Source organism: Sphingorhabdus lacus, from assembly GCF_009768975.1.
Classification (GTDB): Bacteria; Pseudomonadota; Alphaproteobacteria; order Sphingomonadales; family Sphingomonadaceae; genus Sphingorhabdus_B; species Sphingorhabdus_B lacus.
On record NZ_CP035733.1, the window covers coordinates 419,925 to 437,676 of the forward strand.

Sequence of the window (17,752 nt, forward strand, 5' to 3'; positions counted from 1 at the left end):
TCCGCCAATGGCTTTCAATGTCTGACAATCGGCAGCGTCCTACCCTGAGGTAAAATAGGGATAAATGAACGCGGGGCACTTTTCCGCGTTTTAACATCCAAAACCTGCCTGTCCGCATCACACAAAAGTTCCAGACATTCAGGCAACTATTTTCCGACATTGCTAGCTACCGCTCGTTAATGACCTTCACGAAGTGCAACTTTGGCATAAAATGCATTAACTGCGGAGGAAGAGCCGCGACCCACAATGCAATGAACGGCGTCCAAAAACAGCTTTCCTACATATAACCATATCGGTTATAAATCGTCAAATGACGAACCAATCCAAAACAACCCCCGCCCCAAGCACCTCCACCCCCGATCTCGAAATCGAAATCCTCCCCGCCTTGCCCAAGGGCGAGGAATGGTCCGGCGATGCTGCGGACATCACACTTCCGGACAAGCTGGAATTTGAACCGGTGCTGCTGCGCGGGGGGCGGGGGCAGATTACGGCTATGAAGCAGCGGGTCTTTATCCGCGTGCTCGCCGAAACCGGTCGTGTTTCGCTGGCGGCGAAGGCGACGGGGAATACGAAGGCGGCGTTCTACTATCTGCGGAACCGGCCTGAAGGGGGCAGCTTTGCCAAGGCGTGGGCGCGGGCGCTGGATTTCGGGGTGGGGCGGGTGATCGATCTTCTGGTCGACCATGCGATCAACGGCACGCCCGAATATGTCTACCATAATGGCCATCTGGTGGGGGAGCGGCGGCGTTTTGACCACCGGTTGATGATGTGGCTGGTCGCGCATCACAATCCCCGGAAATATGCGGTCTCCGGCGGCCTGATGCACGCGGTATATGGCGGCGCGGCGGGCGCGGCGCGGATGAAGCGGCTGAAACGTGAATGGAAAAAGGAATGGAAGCAGGAGTGGCAGGAAAAGCGGGCCAAATGGAACAAGCCCGTCGATGTCGAGGCGGTGAAGGAGGATATCATCCGCAAATGCGAAGTGATGGCCGAACGTGAAGAGCATATCACGCTCGCCTCCTATCTCGACGATCCCGCCAAGATGGCGGCGTGGGAGCTTTTGAATGGTCCCAAGGACTGGGACCTTCTCCGCAAGAGGCGGGACGAGGACGCGGCGCGTGCCCGGGCGCATGCCACGCAGCTGCAGCGCATCCCGGCGGCAAGCGGATAAGGCAGTAGGGGGCGGCGGGTGCGCCTGGCCTTACGTCCCCGCAAATCCCCGCATCTGCAGCCAGCGGACATAGTCGCCGAACCAGCCTGTGCTGGTGGTTGTCTTCTGGTACATTCCGAACCCGTGGCCACCCTGTTCATAGAGATGGAATTCGACGGGCTGTTTCGCCTTGCGCCATGCGTCGATCAGGCCCTGTCCCGAATTTGCGAAAAAGGGATCATCGGCGGCGAGCGCGACGAACAGTGGGGTGCTCTGCGCAGGCGTCGGCATCGCATCAATGGGGCCGTAGATATTGCCGATAAAGGCAGGTCTGGCATCCTCACCATGCAGGGCCGTCGCCATGGTCAGCATCGCGCCTGCGGAAAAGCCGAGCATGCCGATGCGATCGGGATCGACCTTCCATTCGGGCGCGCGGCGGCGGATCAGGGCAAAAGCGGCGCGCGCGTCGGCGAGTTGCGGGGCGAGCATGGCCTTCGCATTGTCGCTGGTGGGCCGGGTGCGTGGCTGCGCAGTGGCGGAGAACATTTCGGTCATGGACCGTTCAAAGCCGGGCATATCCGCCGGGGTCTGCACCAGACGGTATTTCAGGACAAAGGCGGCGACGCCCTTGTCGGCCAGCGCGCGGGCGACGTCCCAGCCTTCATTCTCCATCGACAGCGTGCGGAACCCGCCGCCGGGCGCGACGATGACCGCTGCGCCGGTGGCTTTTTGCGGGTTTGGCAGGAACGGGGTGAGCGTGGCGACGGTCACATTACGCGCAAAGACCCGCTGATACTGGCGGTGCCAGACCTCGGGCGCGGTGGCGTCGGGCAGGGGGCCTGTGCCGAGCAGGATGGCTGTGGGCTGATCGGGGATAGCGATGGGTACCATTTTCTCGTCCGGCACCTGCGCGGGAGTGGCGGTGGCGGTGCCCAGTCCCAAAAGGACGGCGGCGACCATAGAGCTGGCGCGCGTCCTGTGCTTTGCGGCGATCTTTCGCATTATCTCTCTCCTTATTCGTCTTGTTCTATGCTGCTGGGGTTCAGTCCTTTGGCGGCGGTTGCGTCACGCCGGCGGTGGTCTGCACAACGGGCTTCAGCGTGCCGTCGGAATTGTAGCGGAGATGCTCGACCGTGACCGAGCGGCGGCCGAGCGCGCCTTTCAGGTCGCCAATGGTCAGCGCGCCATTGTGGAGGAAGATGTACCATTTGCCCCTGAACTTCGCGATGCCGGGATGGATGGTGAAGCTGTTGACCGCCGACCCGGTCAGCTCCCCGCGATAGGTCCACGGGCCATCGAGCGAGGTTGCGGTCGCGTAGGACACGCGCTCATCGCTATGCGTCGCGCGGTCCAGCGAGGCGTAGGTCAGATAATAGAGCTTGCCGCGCTTGTGCAGCCATGGGCCTTCTTCGAAATGGGGCGGGGTGATTTCCTTTATGGGGCCGTCAATCTCCGTCATATTGGGCTTCAGCCGGGCGATATAGGCCTGCCGGTTGCCCCAGGCGATCCAGGTCGTGCCGTCGTCGTCGGTCAGGACGGTGGGGTCGATATCTTCCCAGCTATGCGTGCCCTTGGGCGTGTCCTGATTGGCGATCAGCGCCGATCCGCGGGCGTCGACAAAGGGGCCGGTCGGGCTGTCCGAAACCGCGACGCCGATGGCCTTGCCCGGGCGGCTGTCGTCATGCTCGACCGCGGCATAGAGCCAGTAGCGCCCGTTCTTGCGGATGACCTGAGAGGCCCATGCGTCGGCCTTCGCCCATGTGAAATCCTTCACATTCATGATCGCGCCATGCTTGCGCCAGCGTTTCATGTCGGTGGTCGAATAGACGAGCCATTCGCGCATGGTGAACATCTCGTTCCCCCGGGCCTCGTCATGGCCGACATAGAGGTAGAGCCGGTTGCCCACGACCAGCGGGGCAGGGTCGGCGGTGAAGGTATCGCGCAGGATCGGGTTGGACCCTTCGGCCTCCGCCCCGCCATGCGCCGCGCTCACCGCAAACAATGATAGCGCTAACATTATTGGGGGAAATTTGAGGAGGGACGAAAAGGGCATGGCGGTTCCTGAATGGGGAGGGGGCAGAATAGCCGTTGAAATTGCGCCGTCAATCCGGCTCGATTCACCCCCGCGATAGCCCCACCGGGCCGCCAGCGCGCACACAAACCGCCCCGCCATCGCCATATAGGAATTTCCCCCGGCTTGAAGCCTTGCCGCCCCCCTGCTAGGGGCGCGTCCATGACTGAACTCTCCCTCATCCGTAACTTTTCCATCATTGCGCATATCGACCATGGCAAATCGACGCTGGCCGACCGGCTGATCCAGCAAACGGGCGGCCTGACCGCGCGCGAAATGACGAGCCAGGTGCTCGACAATATGGAGATCGAGAAAGAGCGCGGCATCACGATCAAGGCGCAGACGGTGCGGCTGGATTACACCGCAAAAGACGGCATCACCTATCAGCTGAACCTGATGGACACGCCGGGCCATGTCGACTTCGCCTATGAAGTATCGCGCAGTCTGGCGGCGTGCGAAGGCGCGTTGCTGGTCGTCGACGCGGCGCAAGGGGTGGAGGCGCAGACGCTCGCCAACGTGTACCAGTCGATCGAGCATGACCATGAAATCGTGCCCGTCATCAACAAGATCGACCTGCCCGCGGCAGAGGTCGACAAGGTGAAGGCAGAGATTGAGGAAATCATCGGCCTTCCCGCCGACAACGCCGTGCTGACCAGCGCGAAGTCCGGCATCGGCATTGACGAGGTGCTGGAGGCGGTCGTCACGCGCATTCCGCCGCCCAAGGGCGACCGCAGCGCGCCGTTAAAGGCGATGCTGGTCGATTCATGGTACGACCCCTATCTCGGCGTCGTCATCCTGATCCGCGTCATCGACGGCGTCATCAAAAAGGGCCAGGAAATCCAGTTCATGGCCGCCGGCACAAAGCATCTGGTCGACCGCGTCGGCTGTATGCGCCCAAAGCTTGAGATCCTGACCGAAATCGCCGCGGGCGAAGTCGGCATCATCACCGCGCAGATCAAGGAAGTCGCGCAGACCCGCGTCGGCGATACCATCACCGATGCCAAGCGCCCCGCCGCCGAACCGCTGCCCGGGTTCAAGGAAGTGCAGCCGGTCGTCTTCTGCGGCCTGTTCCCCACCGACGCGGCGGACTTTGAAAAGCTGCGCGAAAGCATCAGCAAGCTGCGCCTCAACGACGCATCGTTCAGCTTTGAGACCGAAAGCAGCGCCGCGCTCGGCTTCGGCTTCCGCTGCGGATTTTTGGGGCTGCTCCATCTGGAGATCATTCAGGAGCGCCTGACCCGCGAATTTGACCTCGACCTGATCACCACCGCGCCGTCGGTGGTCTACAAGCTCGAGCTCAGCCGCTCCAAAACCGACGACGCGCGCAGCATGGAACTGCACAACCCCGCCGACATGCCCGACGTCAACCGCATTGACGAGATCCAGGAACCCTGGATCGAGGCGACCATCTATTGTCCCGACGAATATCTCGGCTCCATCCTGAAACTCTGTCAGGACCGGCGCGGGGTGCAGAAACAGCTCACCTATGTCGGCGGCCGGGCGCAACTGGTCTATGAACTGCCGCTCAACGAAGTGGTGTTCGATTTCTACGACCGGTTGAAGAGCATTTCGCGCGGCTATGCCTCGTTCGATTACCACCAGATCGGGCATCGGGCAGGGGACCTTGTGAAGATGAGCATCCTCGTCAACGGCGACCCCGTCGACGCGCTCAGCATGATCGTCCACCGCGGCACCGCCGAAGCCCGCGGCCGCGGCATGTGCGAACGCCTAAAAGACCTGATCCCCCGCCACCTGTTCAAAATCCCCATCCAGGCAGCCATCGGCGGCAAAGTCATCGCCCGCGAAACCATCGCAGCCATGCGCAAGGACGTGACGGCAAAATGCTACGGCGGCGACATATCGCGCAAGAAGAAGCTGCTGGAGAAGCAGAAGAAGGGCAAGGCCCGGATGCGGGAGTATGGCAATGTGAGCATCCCGCAGGAGGCGTTTATTGCGGCGCTTAGGATGGGGGAGGAGTAACTTCCGATAGTCCCCGAGCTTGTCGAAGGATCATTGCGGATGCGGGGGGCCGATAGGCGAACAGAGGTCAATATGGGAATGTGAGCATTCTGAAGGAAGCATTTATTGCTGCCTTCAGGATAAGTGAGCATTCGTCGAACCCTCCCGATTTTGCCTAGCGGCGGGAATTGATTAGTAATCTAGGTATTTCCAAAGGGATATACTTCGGTATGCGTCGCTGCTAGCTTAGGCAAATGGGTAACATTAAGGCATTCGTAGGGCATAGTTTTACTAGCGATGATGAGCAGGTTGTCGCGCGCTTCCTGAAAATGTTCGATCAAATCAAAGTCGCAATGCCCAATTTTGACTGGACGAATGCCAAACAGGCAGAGCCTGAGGAACTTTCGAGTAAGGTGTTAAAGTTAGTTGCAGACTGCAATACTTTCATAGCGATTTGTACTAAGAAGGAATTGGTCAGTCCACCGGAAGCGATAAAAAAGAGTTTTTTGAAAGCCAATTCTTCGATTATTCGCGACGATAGGCTAAACTGGAAAACGTCAGACTGGATCATTCAAGAAATAGGCCTCGCGTTTGGCCGAAAAATGTCGTTGATAATCCTTCTTGAAGACGGATGTAGACGGCCAGGTGGATTGCAGGGAAACGTAGAGTTTATTTCCTTTGAAAGGCAAGCGCCAGAAAAAGCCTTTGGTCAAATCTTGGAGATGCTCAGGGCAATCAGTCCACCAATTGGCTCGCAAACGGAAGGCGCAATCGACACGGCGTCTGGGGTAGCGCACGAACCAGAGCATAAGTCAGATCTCAATACTGAAGACGATGCTCCAAAAAGTGGTTGGACAGTTGACGATTTTGAACGAGCTTTCTTTTGGAAACTCATTCGGGGAGAAACGGAAGCGGCTGAAGCGATAAGCGAGGCATTCCATGCCTCTGAACTAGCTGTATCCGATGAAGCTCGGGCCGAGTGGGATTCAAGGTGCGAGCTGCGCCGACTTCAGTGGACAGAAAAGGGAGATTTACGAACCCTCAGGGAATTGCACGGAAAGTATACAGAAAACATTAAAGTAAAAACGATGTATGCATTGGCTTTGGGCAAATACTCAAAGCACAAAGAAAGTGCGGAATTGTTCGAAGAAGCATCAAGTATCGGCACAATCCTAAGCGATAAAGTCGAAAACAAGATTGAAGCTGCAATTCAGCGTTCAAAAGGCGGCCAATCACAACTTGCTTTACAGCACTTCAATGAAGTGAAGGGTTTAGTGAAGAACGATCCCGATTTGGCATACTTGCTTGCTCGTGGGATCAGTAGATTCGCAGAAGCTGAAAAAAATGACACGCTTCGCATTGAAGCAATGGAGCAAATGATTTGGTTGCGTCCAGATGACGACGACACCAGATTTTCTCTTGCGTTCGCACATTCCGAAGCTTCCAACAATGATATGGCATTGCACCATTACTTGGCAATTCCCCATGCCCGAAGGAAAGAAGGAACATGGAATAATATTGGTGTCGCATATCAGCACTTTTCGATTCCCGCACGATCAATTGATGCTTTTCGGCATGCCGCGTCTGAAGGAAATACTTTGGCGATGAGTAACCTTGCTTATCGCTATCTAAACGTGGGTTTCTTGAAGGAAGCAAAAGAGCAACTTGATAACGCTTTGAATACGGAGGAACCTCACAAAAACGTCAGCGAAGCTCTTTCGAGTGTGATGGAAACTCCAGATAAAGAGAAGAAAGAGGTAGATGAAATTCTCGCTTCGGCATCCAAAAAAATTGCGGCGTTTGAAAAGCTTGGCCAAGCAATCTTAGAACCAGACATTATTACGCTTAATGCTGAATGGATATGCCCAGACTGCGAACTGACGGTCGCTATCAAGGACAGCAAATTTGAGGCTAGCGGTCGATATCAAGAGAAAATGAATGCCCTCACTGGATTGTTAGCAACGGTAAAGCACAAGGAATATGAGATTGCGTTCACAGGAGAAATCGCTGGACGGCGAGTTTTCGGCGATGTCGTGCGAACACCTGTTGGGACGAATGCTACATCGATTCTTGCGGGAGCGCTAAACAGAGAAAGCAAGCGCTTCGCCATTTTATTTGACAGCACACTTCAAAGTGGAGAGGTGATAGAGGCAATTGATTCACGCGAGCCGAGATTCTATCAGATCCATGCCAAGCCGAGACAACCCAGGCTTGAGGTAAACGTCGATACTCCCAGATGATGCGGCATCGGTCCGACCACGCTTCGTCGACTCACGCCCGGTTCCTTTAAATTCAGTGCTGCATTATGATCAGTATTTAACTTTCTGATAAAAGTCCCTCCGGCGCGTCGTGGCAAGGACGGTATTCTTCCTATTTGTGCAAAGCGCAATAGCGCGCGCAGACTGACTTAAGACAATCCCCCTACCTCAAAGCATCCGAAATCGTATTAAAAATCCCCGCCAAATTCAGCCCCAGCGACGTAAACGCAATAATGCACGCCAGCGCGATCAGCGCGGCGATCAGGCCATATTCAATCGCCGTTGCGCCTTCTTCGTTCCTCCAGATGGGTTCACCTCCGGCGGGCTTGTGCTCGGCGGACATGTCCTCGGCTTGGCTCTTGGGCGATATGCGGGGCATAAGCGGTTTCCTTTGCTAATTTAAAATCAACATTTTATCGGTCGGAACGGCGGCCATATTTAAGGACGGCGGGAAGTGGCGCGGCTTAAGCGAATGGGTTAGATGCTCTTTTGGCAAGTGCGTCCTATGGGCATCCACCTTCGCCACGGCCACGGCGTACACAGGGAGTTTTGGGGACATGAAACAGGCGATTATTGCTGGGCTGATCGGGATGGCGGTCGCGGTTGCGGGCTGTGCTGGTCCGTCGGTCAAGCCGCTCCCGACCGAGGCGGCGGTGGACGCTGCGAAACCGCTCATGACCTGGAAGGACCTGCTTTCGCGGCCCAAGCCAGCACCCGATGCGACGGTCCGCTATGGTGCGGATGCCTTGCAGGTGGTGGATGTGTGGAAACCTTCGGGTGCCAAGTACGGGAAGGGCCCGCATCCGGCGGTGGTGATGATCCATGGCGGATGCTGGCAGACCGGCATCGCCGAGCGCGATATCATGAACTGGATTGCGGGTGATTTGCGCGAGCATGGTGTGGGCGTGTGGAATATCGAATATCGCGGCGTGGACCGGGGCGGTGGCTATCCCGGGACCTATCTCGATGTGGGGGCGGCGGCGGATATGTTTGCGCTGCGCGGGCGCGAATATGGGTTCAAGACCGGCGCGCCTGTGGTGGTCATCGGCCATTCGGCGGGCGGGCATCTGACCTTATGGCTGACGCGGCGGTGGGGGCTGGCGAAGGGGGATGCCTTGCGCGGGGACAAGCCTTTGAAGGTCGACCTTGCCATATCGCAGGGCGGTCTGCCCGATCTGCGCGCGCAGACGACGCTGCCCGATCATGGCTGCGGGGCGGAGGCTGCGGCCCAAATGGCGCGGGGCGAATTTGCGCGCACGTCACCGCCCGAAATGCCCAAGGGCCGCGCGCGCGAGTTGCAGTTCAACAATGACCGCGACAGCATTGCGCCACCATCGTTCGGCGCGGCCTATGGGGCCGAGATGGTCACCACGGCGGGGGAGGGCCATGCCGAACTGATCGCGCCCGACACCATATCCTGGAGCAAGCAGAGGGCGGTGATCTTGAAGGCCTTTGGCCTGAAGGACGCGAAGAAGTGACGTTGGAGGCGGCCCTTGCGCTTGATGCGGCGGACCCGCTGGCGCATTTTCGTGATCGTTTTGTGCAGAGCGAGGGGCTGATTTATCTCGACGGCAATTCGCTCGGGCAATTGCCCAAGGCGACGATCGCCGCGACGACGGAGCTTGTGACCAAGGCCTGGGGCGAGCGGCTGATCCGCAGTTGGAATGAGGGCTGGATCGACGCGCCGGCCCGTGTGGGCGCCATGATCGCGCCGCTGATCGGGGCCGAAGCGGACGAGGTGATTGCTGCGGATTCGACGTCGGTCAATCTCTACAAGCTGATCGTCGCGGCACTCCGGCGGGATCCGGCACGCACCGTCGTGGTCAGCGAAGCGGGGAATTTTCCGACCGACCTGCATATTGCCGAGGGCGCGGTGGCTGCGGTCGCGGGCGCGGAATTGCGCGTGGTGGAGCGCGGCGCGCTGGCGGAGGCGCTGGGCGCGGATACCGCGTTGCTGCTGCTCACCCATGTGCATTACAAGAGGGCGGAACGCTTCGACATGGCGGGCTGGACCAAGGCCGCACATGATGCGGGTGCGCTGGTCTGCTGGGACCTCAGCCATAGTGCGGGCGCGGTGAAGGTTGAGCTGAACGCGGCGGGGGCCGATCTGGCGGTCGGGTGCGGTTATAAATATCTCAACGGCGGCCCCGGTGCGCCTGCGTTTCTCTATGTGGCGAAGCGGTGGCAGGACGCGTTGCACAATCCGCTATCCGGCTGGATGGGCCATGCCGAACCGTTCGGTTTTGCCGATGCCTATGCGGCGGCGGCGGGGATGAAGCGCTGGCTGACCGGCACGCCATCGGTCTTGGGCCTAGGCGCGCTGGAAAGCGGGCTCGCGCTTTGGGACGGGATCGACACCGCGCAGGTCGCGGCGAAGTCGGCGGCGTTGTGGAACATATTCCATGCGGCAGGAACCGCCGCTGGCCTTGAATGCGTAACGCCATCGGACCCGGCCAAACGGGGCAGCCATATCTCCTTCCGCCACGCGCACGCCTACGAAATCGTGCAGGCGCTGATCGCGCGCGGCGTGATCGGCGACTTCCGCGACCCCGACATATTGCGCTTCGGCCTGACCCCGCTGACGCTCAGCCACGCCGATATCTGGCGCGCGGGGGAGATGCTGGTCGAGATTGTCGAAAGCGGTGAATATCGCCGGCCGGAATTCGCTGTACGTAATGCGGTGACATAGGGCGCTGTCCCTGCTACGGGGCCGCGCATCATGCTAAATCTGAACGGTATCACCGTGCGCCTTGGCGGACGCACTATCCTTGACCGCGCCACGGCGGCCCTACCTCCTTATGGGCGGGTGGGCCTGATCGGGCGCAATGGCGCGGGGAAGTCTACCTTGATGAAGGTGATGATCGGCTCGCTGGAGGCCGATGACGGCTCGCTCGAAATGCCCAAGGGCACGCGTATCGGCTATATCGCGCAGGAGGCTCCGGCCGGGGACTCGACACCGTTCGACACCGTGCTCGCCGCCGATACCGAGCGTGCGGCGCTGATGATCGAAAGCGAGCAGGAGGGGCTGGATCCCGACCGCATGGCCGAGGTGCACGAACGGCTGATCGCTATCGACGCCTATACCGCCCCTGCGCGCGCGTCGCGCATATTGGTGGGTCTTGGCTTCGACGAAGAAATGCAGGGCCGTCCGCTCGACAGTTTTTCGGGCGGCTGGAAAATGCGCGTGGCGCTGGCGTCTTTGCTGTTTTCGCAGCCGGACCTGCTGCTGCTCGACGAACCGTCGAACCACCTGGATCTGGAAGCGACGCTGTGGCTGGAAAACTTCCTGAAGGGCTATCCGGCGATGATGGTCGTGATCAGCCATGAACGCGACCTGCTGAACAATGTGGTCGACCATATCCTGCACCTCGAAAACGGGCAGGTGACGCTCTACGCCGGTGGCTATGACAGTTTTGAACGGCAACGCGCCGAACGCGCGGCGCAACTGGCGGCGGCAAAGGCGGCACAGGATGCGCAGCGTGCCAAGCTGCAGGATTATATCGCCCGCAACTCGGCACGGGCCTCAACCGCGAAACAGGCGCAGAGCCGCGCCAAGGCGCTGGCGCGGATGCAGCCGGTGCAGGCAATGGTCGATGACCCGACGCTGAGCTTTGACTTCCCGAGCCCCGATGAGTTGAAGCCGCCCCTCGTGACGCTTGATCTGGCCAGTGTGGGCTATAGCGCGGGCAATCCGGTGCTGGAGCGGCTGAACCTGCGGATCGACCCCGATGACCGGATCGCGCTTCTGGGGCGGAACGGCAACGGGAAGACGACGCTGGCACGCCTGTTGGCGGCGCAGCTGACGCCCATGGACGGCGCGATGCAATCGTCGGGCAAGATGCGCGTCGGCTATTTCACCCAATATCAGGTGGAGGAGTTGGACGGCGACGACACCCCGCTGGAGCATATGACCCGCCAGATGAAGGGGGCGACTCCCGGCGCGGTGCGCGCGCAACTGGGGCGCTTCGGCTTTTCCGGCGCAAAGGCGACAACGAAGGTCGGCAAGCTGTCGGGCGGCGAGCGCGCGCGGCTGGCGCTGGCGCTGATCACCCGCGATGCGCCGCATATGCTGATCCTCGACGAACCGACGAACCACTTGGACGTCGATGCGCGCGAGGCGTTGGTGCAGGCGCTGAACGAATATGAAGGCACCGTCGTGCTGGTCAGCCATGACCGCCATATGCTGGAACTGACCGCCGACCGGCTGGTGCTGGTCGATGGCGGGACGGCAACCGAATTTTCCGGCACGATTGAGGATTATACCGACTTCATCCTGGGCAAGGGCCCCGCGAAGGAGAAGGTGTCAAAGGCCGACCGCAAGGAAGACAAAAAAGCCGCCGCCGCCGCGCGCGAGGCGCAGGCCAAGCTGAAGCGCGAGGTCAGCGATGCCGAGGCGGATCTGGCGAAGCTGGAGGTGGTCCTGTCCGCCATCGACCGCGCAATGTTCGACCCCGCATCGGCGGCGAATGAATATAAGAACCTGACCATGGGCGAACTGTCCCAACGCCGCGGCAAGATCGTCGCCGCGCAGGAAGCTGCCGAGGCCCGATGGGTTGCGGCGAGCGAGGCTTTGGAGAAGGTTTAGGGATTGTCCGCAACAGCGGAAATCTCAATCGCCCGCAACGCCGTATCAAAACGCGCATCCCCTTCGCCGCGGATCAGGGCATAGCGCACGCCGCGCCGGTCGAGCTCCGCCTTGCACAGGTCAAAAAAGCGCTGGCGTTGTTCGGGGCTAGCGTAGACGCGCAGGCCGTCGTCGACAAAGGGCAAGTCGATGTCGAGCAACAGGTAAAGATCCGCATAGCTTGAAAAGCTGTCGAACCACGGATCGCGCTGCCCGAACATCATCTCGGCCCATACGGCCGTGATCAGGGGGTCGGTGTCGAACAGCACCTGTCCGATCTCCAGCTCCGCCGCCCGCGCTGCGGCTGCGCGGTTCATGACATCCTGCTGCTGTGCGATATGGACCAGTTCGGCCATACCGATATCGGTGCCATGCGCCTCGCAATAGGCGCGGCCATATTCGGGGACGACCTCGCACCCCAGATGTGCCGCCAGCCTTGTGCCAAGCGTCGACTTGCCGGTGCTTTCCGGGCCGTGGAGACAAATACGCAACGTCGTCATTCCGCGACCTCCGCCTTGCGCCAGGCGACCAGCCCGCCAATGGCGAGCACCAGAAACATGCCATAAAGTCCGGCGGTCAGGTGCAGGTCCTTGGCGACATAAAGCGGGATGGAGATCAGGTTAACGATGATCCACCAATGCCAGTTTTCGACAAAGCGGCGTGCCATCAAAATCTGTCCTGCGACCGAGAGCATCGCGATCGAGGCATCCCAATAGGGGTAGCTGGTCTGTGTATAGCTGCCCATGAAGCTGCCCCATGCCCAGATCGCGGCGACCGACCCGGCGATCCACAGGGCATAGCCGGTGGCGGGCAGGCGGCGCACCTCTACTGCGCCATCGTCGCCCTTGCTGCGGTGCCAGTTCCACCAGCCATAGAGATTGACGATGAGGAAAAAGACCTGAAGCCCCGCATCGCTATAGAGCCGCGCATCGCGGAAGATGAAGAAATAGAGGCTGACCATGGCCACGGCGACCGGGAAATTCCACACCGACCGCCGGATAATCAGCACGATATTGGCAAGGCCGAGCAGGACGGCGGCAAGTTCAATCAACGACATGGGCAGGGGTGATGGCAGCATGGCCGGGCAAAATCCAGTCCGCCTGTGTTGACAAAATGGGGACGGCGTTTTATTCGATGATTCGATAATTATGGAAATATGGATTCGTCATGGACAGTAACACCACCATCCGTGCCTTGGCCGCCCTTGCGCAGGAGCATCGCCTCGCGGCGTTCCGCTTGCTGGTGCAGGCGGGCGAAGAGGGGCTTCCGGCAGGCGCCATTGCCGAGGCCGTCGGCGCGCCTGCCTCGTCCATGAGCTTCCACCTGGCACAGCTCAGCCATGCCGGACTCATCCGGCAACGGCGGCAGAGTCGGTCGCTGATCTACAGCGCGGACTATGCCGCGATGGGCGGGTTGATGGCCTATCTCACCGAAAATTGCTGCGGCGGGCAAAGCTGCGCGCCTGCGGCATCGTGCGAAACCCCAAATGACACAGAAAGGAATGCTGCATGAAAAGGCTGCATGTGCATGTCGGCGTCGACAATCTGGACCAGTCGATAGGTTTTTACTCCGCGCTTTTCGGCGCTGAACCGAGCGTGACCAAGTCCGACTATGCCAAATGGATGCTGGAGGACCCCCGCGTCAATTTCGCCATTTCCTGCAAGGAAGGCGCCGCCAAGGGCGTGGAGCATCTGGGTATCCAGGTCGAGGATGGGGCGGAACTGGCCGACGTCTATGGTCGGTTGAAGGTCGCGGGCGGGCCCGTGCTGGAAGAAGGCGCGACGACCTGCTGCTATGCCAAATCGGAAAAAAGCTGGATCGCCGATCCCGATGGCGTCGTGTGGGAAGCGTTCCTGACCCAAGGCGAGTCCACCGTCTATGGCGACAGCCCCGATTTCGACCAACTCAGCGGCGACAATGCCGCCGCCACCGCCTGCTGCGCCCCCAAGGTCGAGGCGGCACCGAAGGGCTGCTGCTGAGCCATGGCTGCATTACGGCGGCCGTTGGCGGCGGAGGCTTTGGGATCTTTCTTTCTGTTCGCGACCGTGGTCGGCTCGGGCATCATGGCCGAGCGGCTGTCGGGCGGCAATGTCGCCGTGGCGCTGCTGGGAAACAGCGTCGCGACCGGCGCGATGCTCTATGTGTTGATCACCATGCTCGGGCCGATATCGGGCGCGCATTTCAATCCGGCGGTTACGCTGGTCATGTGGCTGCGCAAGGAACTGCAGGCAAAGGCAGCGCTGGCCTATATGCTGGTGCAGGTGGCGGGCGGCATATTGGGCGTCTGGATGACGCATCTGATGTTTGATGACGCCGTCGTGCAATTTTCGGACAAGGTCCGCACCGGTCTGGGCCAGTGGACAGGCGAGTTTATTGCGACCTTCGGGTTGGTCCTGACCATATTGGGAACGCTGCGCACCCGCCCGCAGGCCGTGCCGGTCAGCGTCGCGCTCTACATCACCGCCGCCTATTGGTTCACTTCGTCCACCAGCTTCGCCAACCCCGCAATCACCGTGGCGCGCAGCCTGAGCAACAGCTTTGCCGGCATCGCGCCTGCCGATGTCGCGCCATTTATTGCCGCGCAACTGCTGGGGGCATTCGCCGCGCTATTGGTTGCAAAGCAGATGCTGGAGCCTTCCGATTTGGAACAGTGATCATTTTACGCTTTCACCTCAATTGACGTCGGCCGAAGTCCGTGCAATCTCTCGTCCGGGAAGAGGAGAGAAACATGGCTGCAAAAGCTGACAAGGGGCCTGAAAAAAAGACAGGCGCGAAGAAGCCTAAAAAGGGTGCACCTTTTAGCGGGATGGCAGGGGCCTTTGATGCCGCCAATGATGCTACCATGGCGCTCGGGCCGTTGGCCGGGCTTGCGCGGGAGGATTTTATTGGCGCGATCGGGCTGATGCTGCGCCAGACGGCGACCAATCCGGACAAGGCGTTCAAGGCCGCGGGGAATTTCAGCGAGGATGTGGTCAAGATCATGACCGGCCAGTCCGATCTGGCCCCCGATCCCAAGGACAAGCGCTTCATGGACCCGGCATGGCGGTTCAATCCCTTTTTCAAGGCGGGCGCGCAATATTATCTGGCGGTCCAGAAGGGCGTCAAAAGCTATATCGAGGATCTCGAACTGGACGCGCTGGAACGTGACCGCGCGAATTTCATTTCGCAGATCATCATTGACGCGCTGTCGCCGACCAACAGCCTGATCGGAAACCCGACCGCGCAAAAGCGGCTGGTGGACTCAGGCGGGCTCAGCCTCGTGAAGGGCTTGAAAAACGCCTATAACGACATGGTCCACAACGACATGATGGTGAGCCAGGTCAACAAAAAGCCGTTCAAACTGGGTGAGAATGTTGCGACCGCCAAGGGCTCCGTCGTCTACCGCGATGAGCGATTCGAGCTGGTCCAATATGCGCCGACCACCGAGAAGGTCTATGCGATCCCGCAACTGACGATCCCGCCGCAGATCAACAAAATGTATATCAACGACCTTTCACCTGAAAAGTCGGTGATCAAGTGGCAGACCGACCATGGTATCCAGCCCTTCATGATCTCGTGGCGCAACCCGACCGACGAAATGGGCGTCTGGGGCATGGCCGATTATATTGAAAGCTGCATCAAGGCGCTGGACGTTGTGTGCGACATCACCGGCAGCGACAAGGTCAATGTCTCGGGCGGATGTTCCGGCGGGCAGACGATGTCGGTTCTGCTGTCAAAGCTGGCGTCGATGGGTGACACCCGCGCCAACGCCATCACCATGATGGTGTGCGTGCTCGAACCCAAGCCGGGCGATACCGAAGCGTCTTCGCTGGTATCGCACAACGGCATCGCGCTCGCGCGGCAGCGGGCGCAGAAAAAGGGTGTGATCGAAGGCTCCAGCCTTGCGCGGGGCTTTGCCTGGCTGCGGCCCAATGACCTGATCTGGAACTATGTGATCAACAATTACCTGCTGGGTGATGATCCCCCGGCATTCGACATCTTGTTCTGGAATGCCGATGCGACCAACCTGTCGTCGGCCCTGATGGGCGATTTCTTGGAACTGTTCGAAGCCAACGCCTATGCAGCGCCCGGAACATTCGAGATTGCCGATCATACGCTCGACCTGACCAAGGTGACTGGCGACATGTTCATATTGGGCGGCACAACTGACCATATTACGCCATGGCGCGCGTGCTATCGTTCGACCCAATTGTTCGGCGCGAAAAATGTCGAATTCATCCTCAGCCAGGCTGGCCATATGCAGGCCATCCTCAACCCGCCGGGCAACCCCAAGGCGAAATATTGGAAGCATAGCAAGGGCAAGACCCCTGCCGATGTGGGCGAATGGATGAAGGGGACCGAGGAAGTCGCCGGAAGCTGGTGGCCCTATTGGATGGAATGGCTGCACGCCCGATCGGGCAAGGAAGTGGCTGCACCGGCGACCTTGGGCAGCAAAGCCTATCCAGCGATGGAGGCTGCGCCCGGACTCTATGTTCTGGAGTAGTTCTTTCGGTTCAGAATGCCGTTGGTCGGATTTTTCAATCGGTTGACCCAATCATTGAAATCGGTTCATCGCAGGTGCAAATATGCGTGAGGTATTGCGCAGCGGACACAGGAAAACTACGCGCGCTGTTTCTACACGTGCTAATGGGGATGGCATGCACTCGATTGCCGAAACAGTAAAACCGATCCGGAGTAACACATTTTTGAGGTACGGCATTGCCGTTGCCGCTTTTGCAACGGCGCTGCTGTTGCGTTTTGCGCTGCAAGAGGTGTTGCCACCCGGCTTTCCCTATCTGACCTTCTTTCCGGCCGTCATATTGACTGCCTTCATTGCCGGTACGCGCCCGGGGATATTGTGTGCCACATTATCCGGGATCGCGGCCTGGTATTTTTTTATCCCGCCCTTCGGTGTCTTCGGGATGGACGTGCAAACCGCGTTCGCGCTTGGCTTTTACGCTTTCATCGTCGGCGTCGATATTGCACTGTTCCATTTCATGTTCAAAGCCGCGGACCAGTTGCGGTCCGAACGCGAGGTCACCGCACGGCTGTATGAGCGGCAACGGACGATGTTCCAGGAACTGCAGCACCGCGTGGCAAATAATATGACCGTTGTGGCCGCCTTGCTGAATATGCAGAAGCGCAAGGTTGCCGCCGATCCGACAACCGCATCATCCGCACTGGACGAAGCGGCAAAGCGTATCGGTATCATGTCGAGTATCCACCGCCGCCTGTACGATCCGGCATCGGCGGAACTACCCATCCACCAATATTTTGATGAACTCGGCACTGATTTGCTGCGCGCGGCCAAGAAGCAGGCGAATGTCCGGTTCACGGTCGATGCGGCGGCAGTCAAACTGGAAATGGACCGGTTGATGACGCTTTCGCTGTTGGTCAGCGAACTGGTCACCAACAGCCTGAAGCACGGATTTGCGGGACGGCCGGGTGGCAATATCTGGCTGAAGCTGCACCCTGTTGATGGCGAAATGCTGGAATTGACGGTGCGCGACGACGGCCATGGACTGCCGGACGATTATGATCCACTCAACAGCAACGGTCTCGGTACGCTGATTACGCAGGCCCTGTCGCAGCAGTTGAACGGCACGCTGCACATGGAAGGGCAGGGCGGTACGACGGCCCGGCTGCTATTCCCGGGATAAGACAGGTCCCACAAACCCCCTTGCGCCATCTAACCGTTCGGTTAAACCACG

16 protein-coding genes are annotated in these 17,752 nt (G+C 59.6%); 11 read left to right on the forward strand and 5 right to left on the reverse strand.

The features are described 5' to 3' along the window. Positions 1-310: 310 nt before the first annotated feature. Complete coding sequence (locus tag EUU25_RS01930; RefSeq protein WP_158897807.1) at positions 311-1,171, forward strand: hypothetical protein; 861 nt, start codon at positions 311-313, stop codon at positions 1,169-1,171. Between the two features lie 30 nt (positions 1,172-1,201). Here the strand turns inward: EUU25_RS01930 and EUU25_RS01935 are convergent, their stop codons facing one another. Both EUU25_RS01935 and EUU25_RS01940 read right to left on the reverse strand, forming a co-directional pair. Next, positions 1,202-2,110, reverse strand: a complete 909-nt coding sequence (locus EUU25_RS01935) for an alpha/beta hydrolase (RefSeq protein WP_222848840.1) — start codon at positions 2,108-2,110, stop codon at positions 1,202-1,204. 82 nt (positions 2,111-2,192) lie between these two features. Next, entirely contained in the window at positions 2,193-3,329 is a 1,137-nt protein-coding gene (locus EUU25_RS01940) for a glycoside hydrolase family 43 protein (protein WP_246162846.1), read from the reverse strand. 54 nt (positions 3,330-3,383) lie between these two features. Between EUU25_RS01940 and lepA the strand changes: the two genes are divergently transcribed. Together lepA and EUU25_RS01950 are read left to right on the forward strand one after the other, a co-directional pair. Further along, complete coding sequence (lepA, locus tag EUU25_RS01945) at positions 3,384-5,201, forward strand: translation elongation factor 4 (RefSeq protein ID WP_158897811.1); 1,818 nt, start codon at positions 3,384-3,386, stop codon at positions 5,199-5,201. A gap of 233 nt (positions 5,202-5,434) precedes the next feature. After that, positions 5,435-7,420 (forward strand): tetratricopeptide repeat protein, encoded by a 1,986-nt coding sequence (locus EUU25_RS01950; protein WP_158897813.1) that lies wholly within the window; start codon positions 5,435-5,437, stop codon positions 7,418-7,420. A gap of 181 nt (positions 7,421-7,601) precedes the next feature. Here the strand turns inward: EUU25_RS01950 and EUU25_RS01955 are convergent, their stop codons facing one another. Then, positions 7,602-7,781 carry a Flp family type IVb pilin gene (locus EUU25_RS01955; protein WP_158903012.1) on the reverse strand — a complete coding sequence of 60 codons (180 nt, stop codon included), beginning with the start codon at positions 7,779-7,781 and terminating at the stop codon, positions 7,602-7,604. A gap of 214 nt (positions 7,782-7,995) precedes the next feature. Between EUU25_RS01955 and EUU25_RS01960 the strand changes: the two genes are divergently transcribed. Genes EUU25_RS01960 through EUU25_RS01970 form a run of 3 tightly spaced genes read left to right on the forward strand, consistent with a single transcriptional unit; the run spans position 7,996 to position 12,023 of the window. Continuing rightward, entirely contained in the window at positions 7,996-8,916 is a 921-nt protein-coding gene (locus EUU25_RS01960; protein WP_246162847.1) for an alpha/beta hydrolase, read from the forward strand. Continuing rightward, on the forward strand, positions 8,913-10,127 hold the full coding sequence (kynU, locus tag EUU25_RS01965) for a kynureninase (protein ID WP_158897815.1): 1,215 nt from the start codon (positions 8,913-8,915) through the stop codon (positions 10,125-10,127). The genes EUU25_RS01960 and kynU overlap by 4 nt, the downstream gene beginning before the upstream one ends. Before the next feature lie 30 nt (positions 10,128-10,157). Next, complete coding sequence (locus tag EUU25_RS01970) at positions 10,158-12,023, forward strand: ABC-F family ATP-binding cassette domain-containing protein (RefSeq protein WP_158897817.1); 1,866 nt, start codon at positions 10,158-10,160, stop codon at positions 12,021-12,023. On the opposite strand, the gene EUU25_RS01975 is transcribed toward EUU25_RS01970, so the two are convergent. Continuing rightward, positions 12,020-12,562: an AAA family ATPase gene (locus tag EUU25_RS01975; protein WP_158897819.1), complete on the reverse strand. Its 543-nt coding sequence runs from the start codon at positions 12,560-12,562 to the stop codon at positions 12,020-12,022. The genes EUU25_RS01970 and EUU25_RS01975 overlap by 4 nt on opposite strands. Continuing rightward, positions 12,559-13,140 (reverse strand): nicotinamide riboside transporter PnuC, encoded by a 582-nt coding sequence (gene pnuC, locus EUU25_RS01980; protein ID WP_246162848.1) that lies wholly within the window; start codon positions 13,138-13,140, stop codon positions 12,559-12,561. The genes EUU25_RS01975 and pnuC overlap by 4 nt, the downstream gene beginning before the upstream one ends. Before the next feature lie 89 nt (positions 13,141-13,229). On the opposite strand from pnuC, the gene EUU25_RS01985 reads away from it, so the two are divergent. The 5 genes from EUU25_RS01985 (at position 13,230) to EUU25_RS02005 (ending at position 17,701) form a co-directional block, all read left to right on the forward strand. After that, positions 13,230-13,574, forward strand: a complete 345-nt coding sequence (locus tag EUU25_RS01985) for an ArsR/SmtB family transcription factor (RefSeq protein WP_158897821.1) — start codon at positions 13,230-13,232, stop codon at positions 13,572-13,574. After that, positions 13,571-14,041, forward strand: a complete 471-nt coding sequence (locus EUU25_RS01990) for an ArsI/CadI family heavy metal resistance metalloenzyme (RefSeq protein WP_158897823.1) — start codon at positions 13,571-13,573, stop codon at positions 14,039-14,041. The genes EUU25_RS01985 and EUU25_RS01990 overlap by 4 nt, the downstream gene beginning before the upstream one ends. 3 nt (positions 14,042-14,044) lie before the next feature. Then, the gene (locus tag EUU25_RS01995) at positions 14,045-14,716 is read left to right on the forward strand and encodes an aquaporin (RefSeq protein WP_158897825.1); all 672 of its coding nucleotides are present in this window, start codon (positions 14,045-14,047) and stop codon (positions 14,714-14,716) included. 74 nt (positions 14,717-14,790) lie between these two features. After that, the gene (locus EUU25_RS02000) at positions 14,791-16,545 is read left to right on the forward strand and encodes a PHA/PHB synthase family protein (RefSeq protein WP_246162849.1); all 1,755 of its coding nucleotides are present in this window, start codon (positions 14,791-14,793) and stop codon (positions 16,543-16,545) included. 154 nt (positions 16,546-16,699) lie between these two features. Then, a complete protein-coding gene (locus EUU25_RS02005) occupies positions 16,700-17,701 on the forward strand; it encodes a sensor histidine kinase (RefSeq protein WP_158897827.1) in 1,002 nt (333 codons plus the stop codon). The last annotated feature ends 51 nt before the right edge of the window (positions 17,702-17,752 follow it).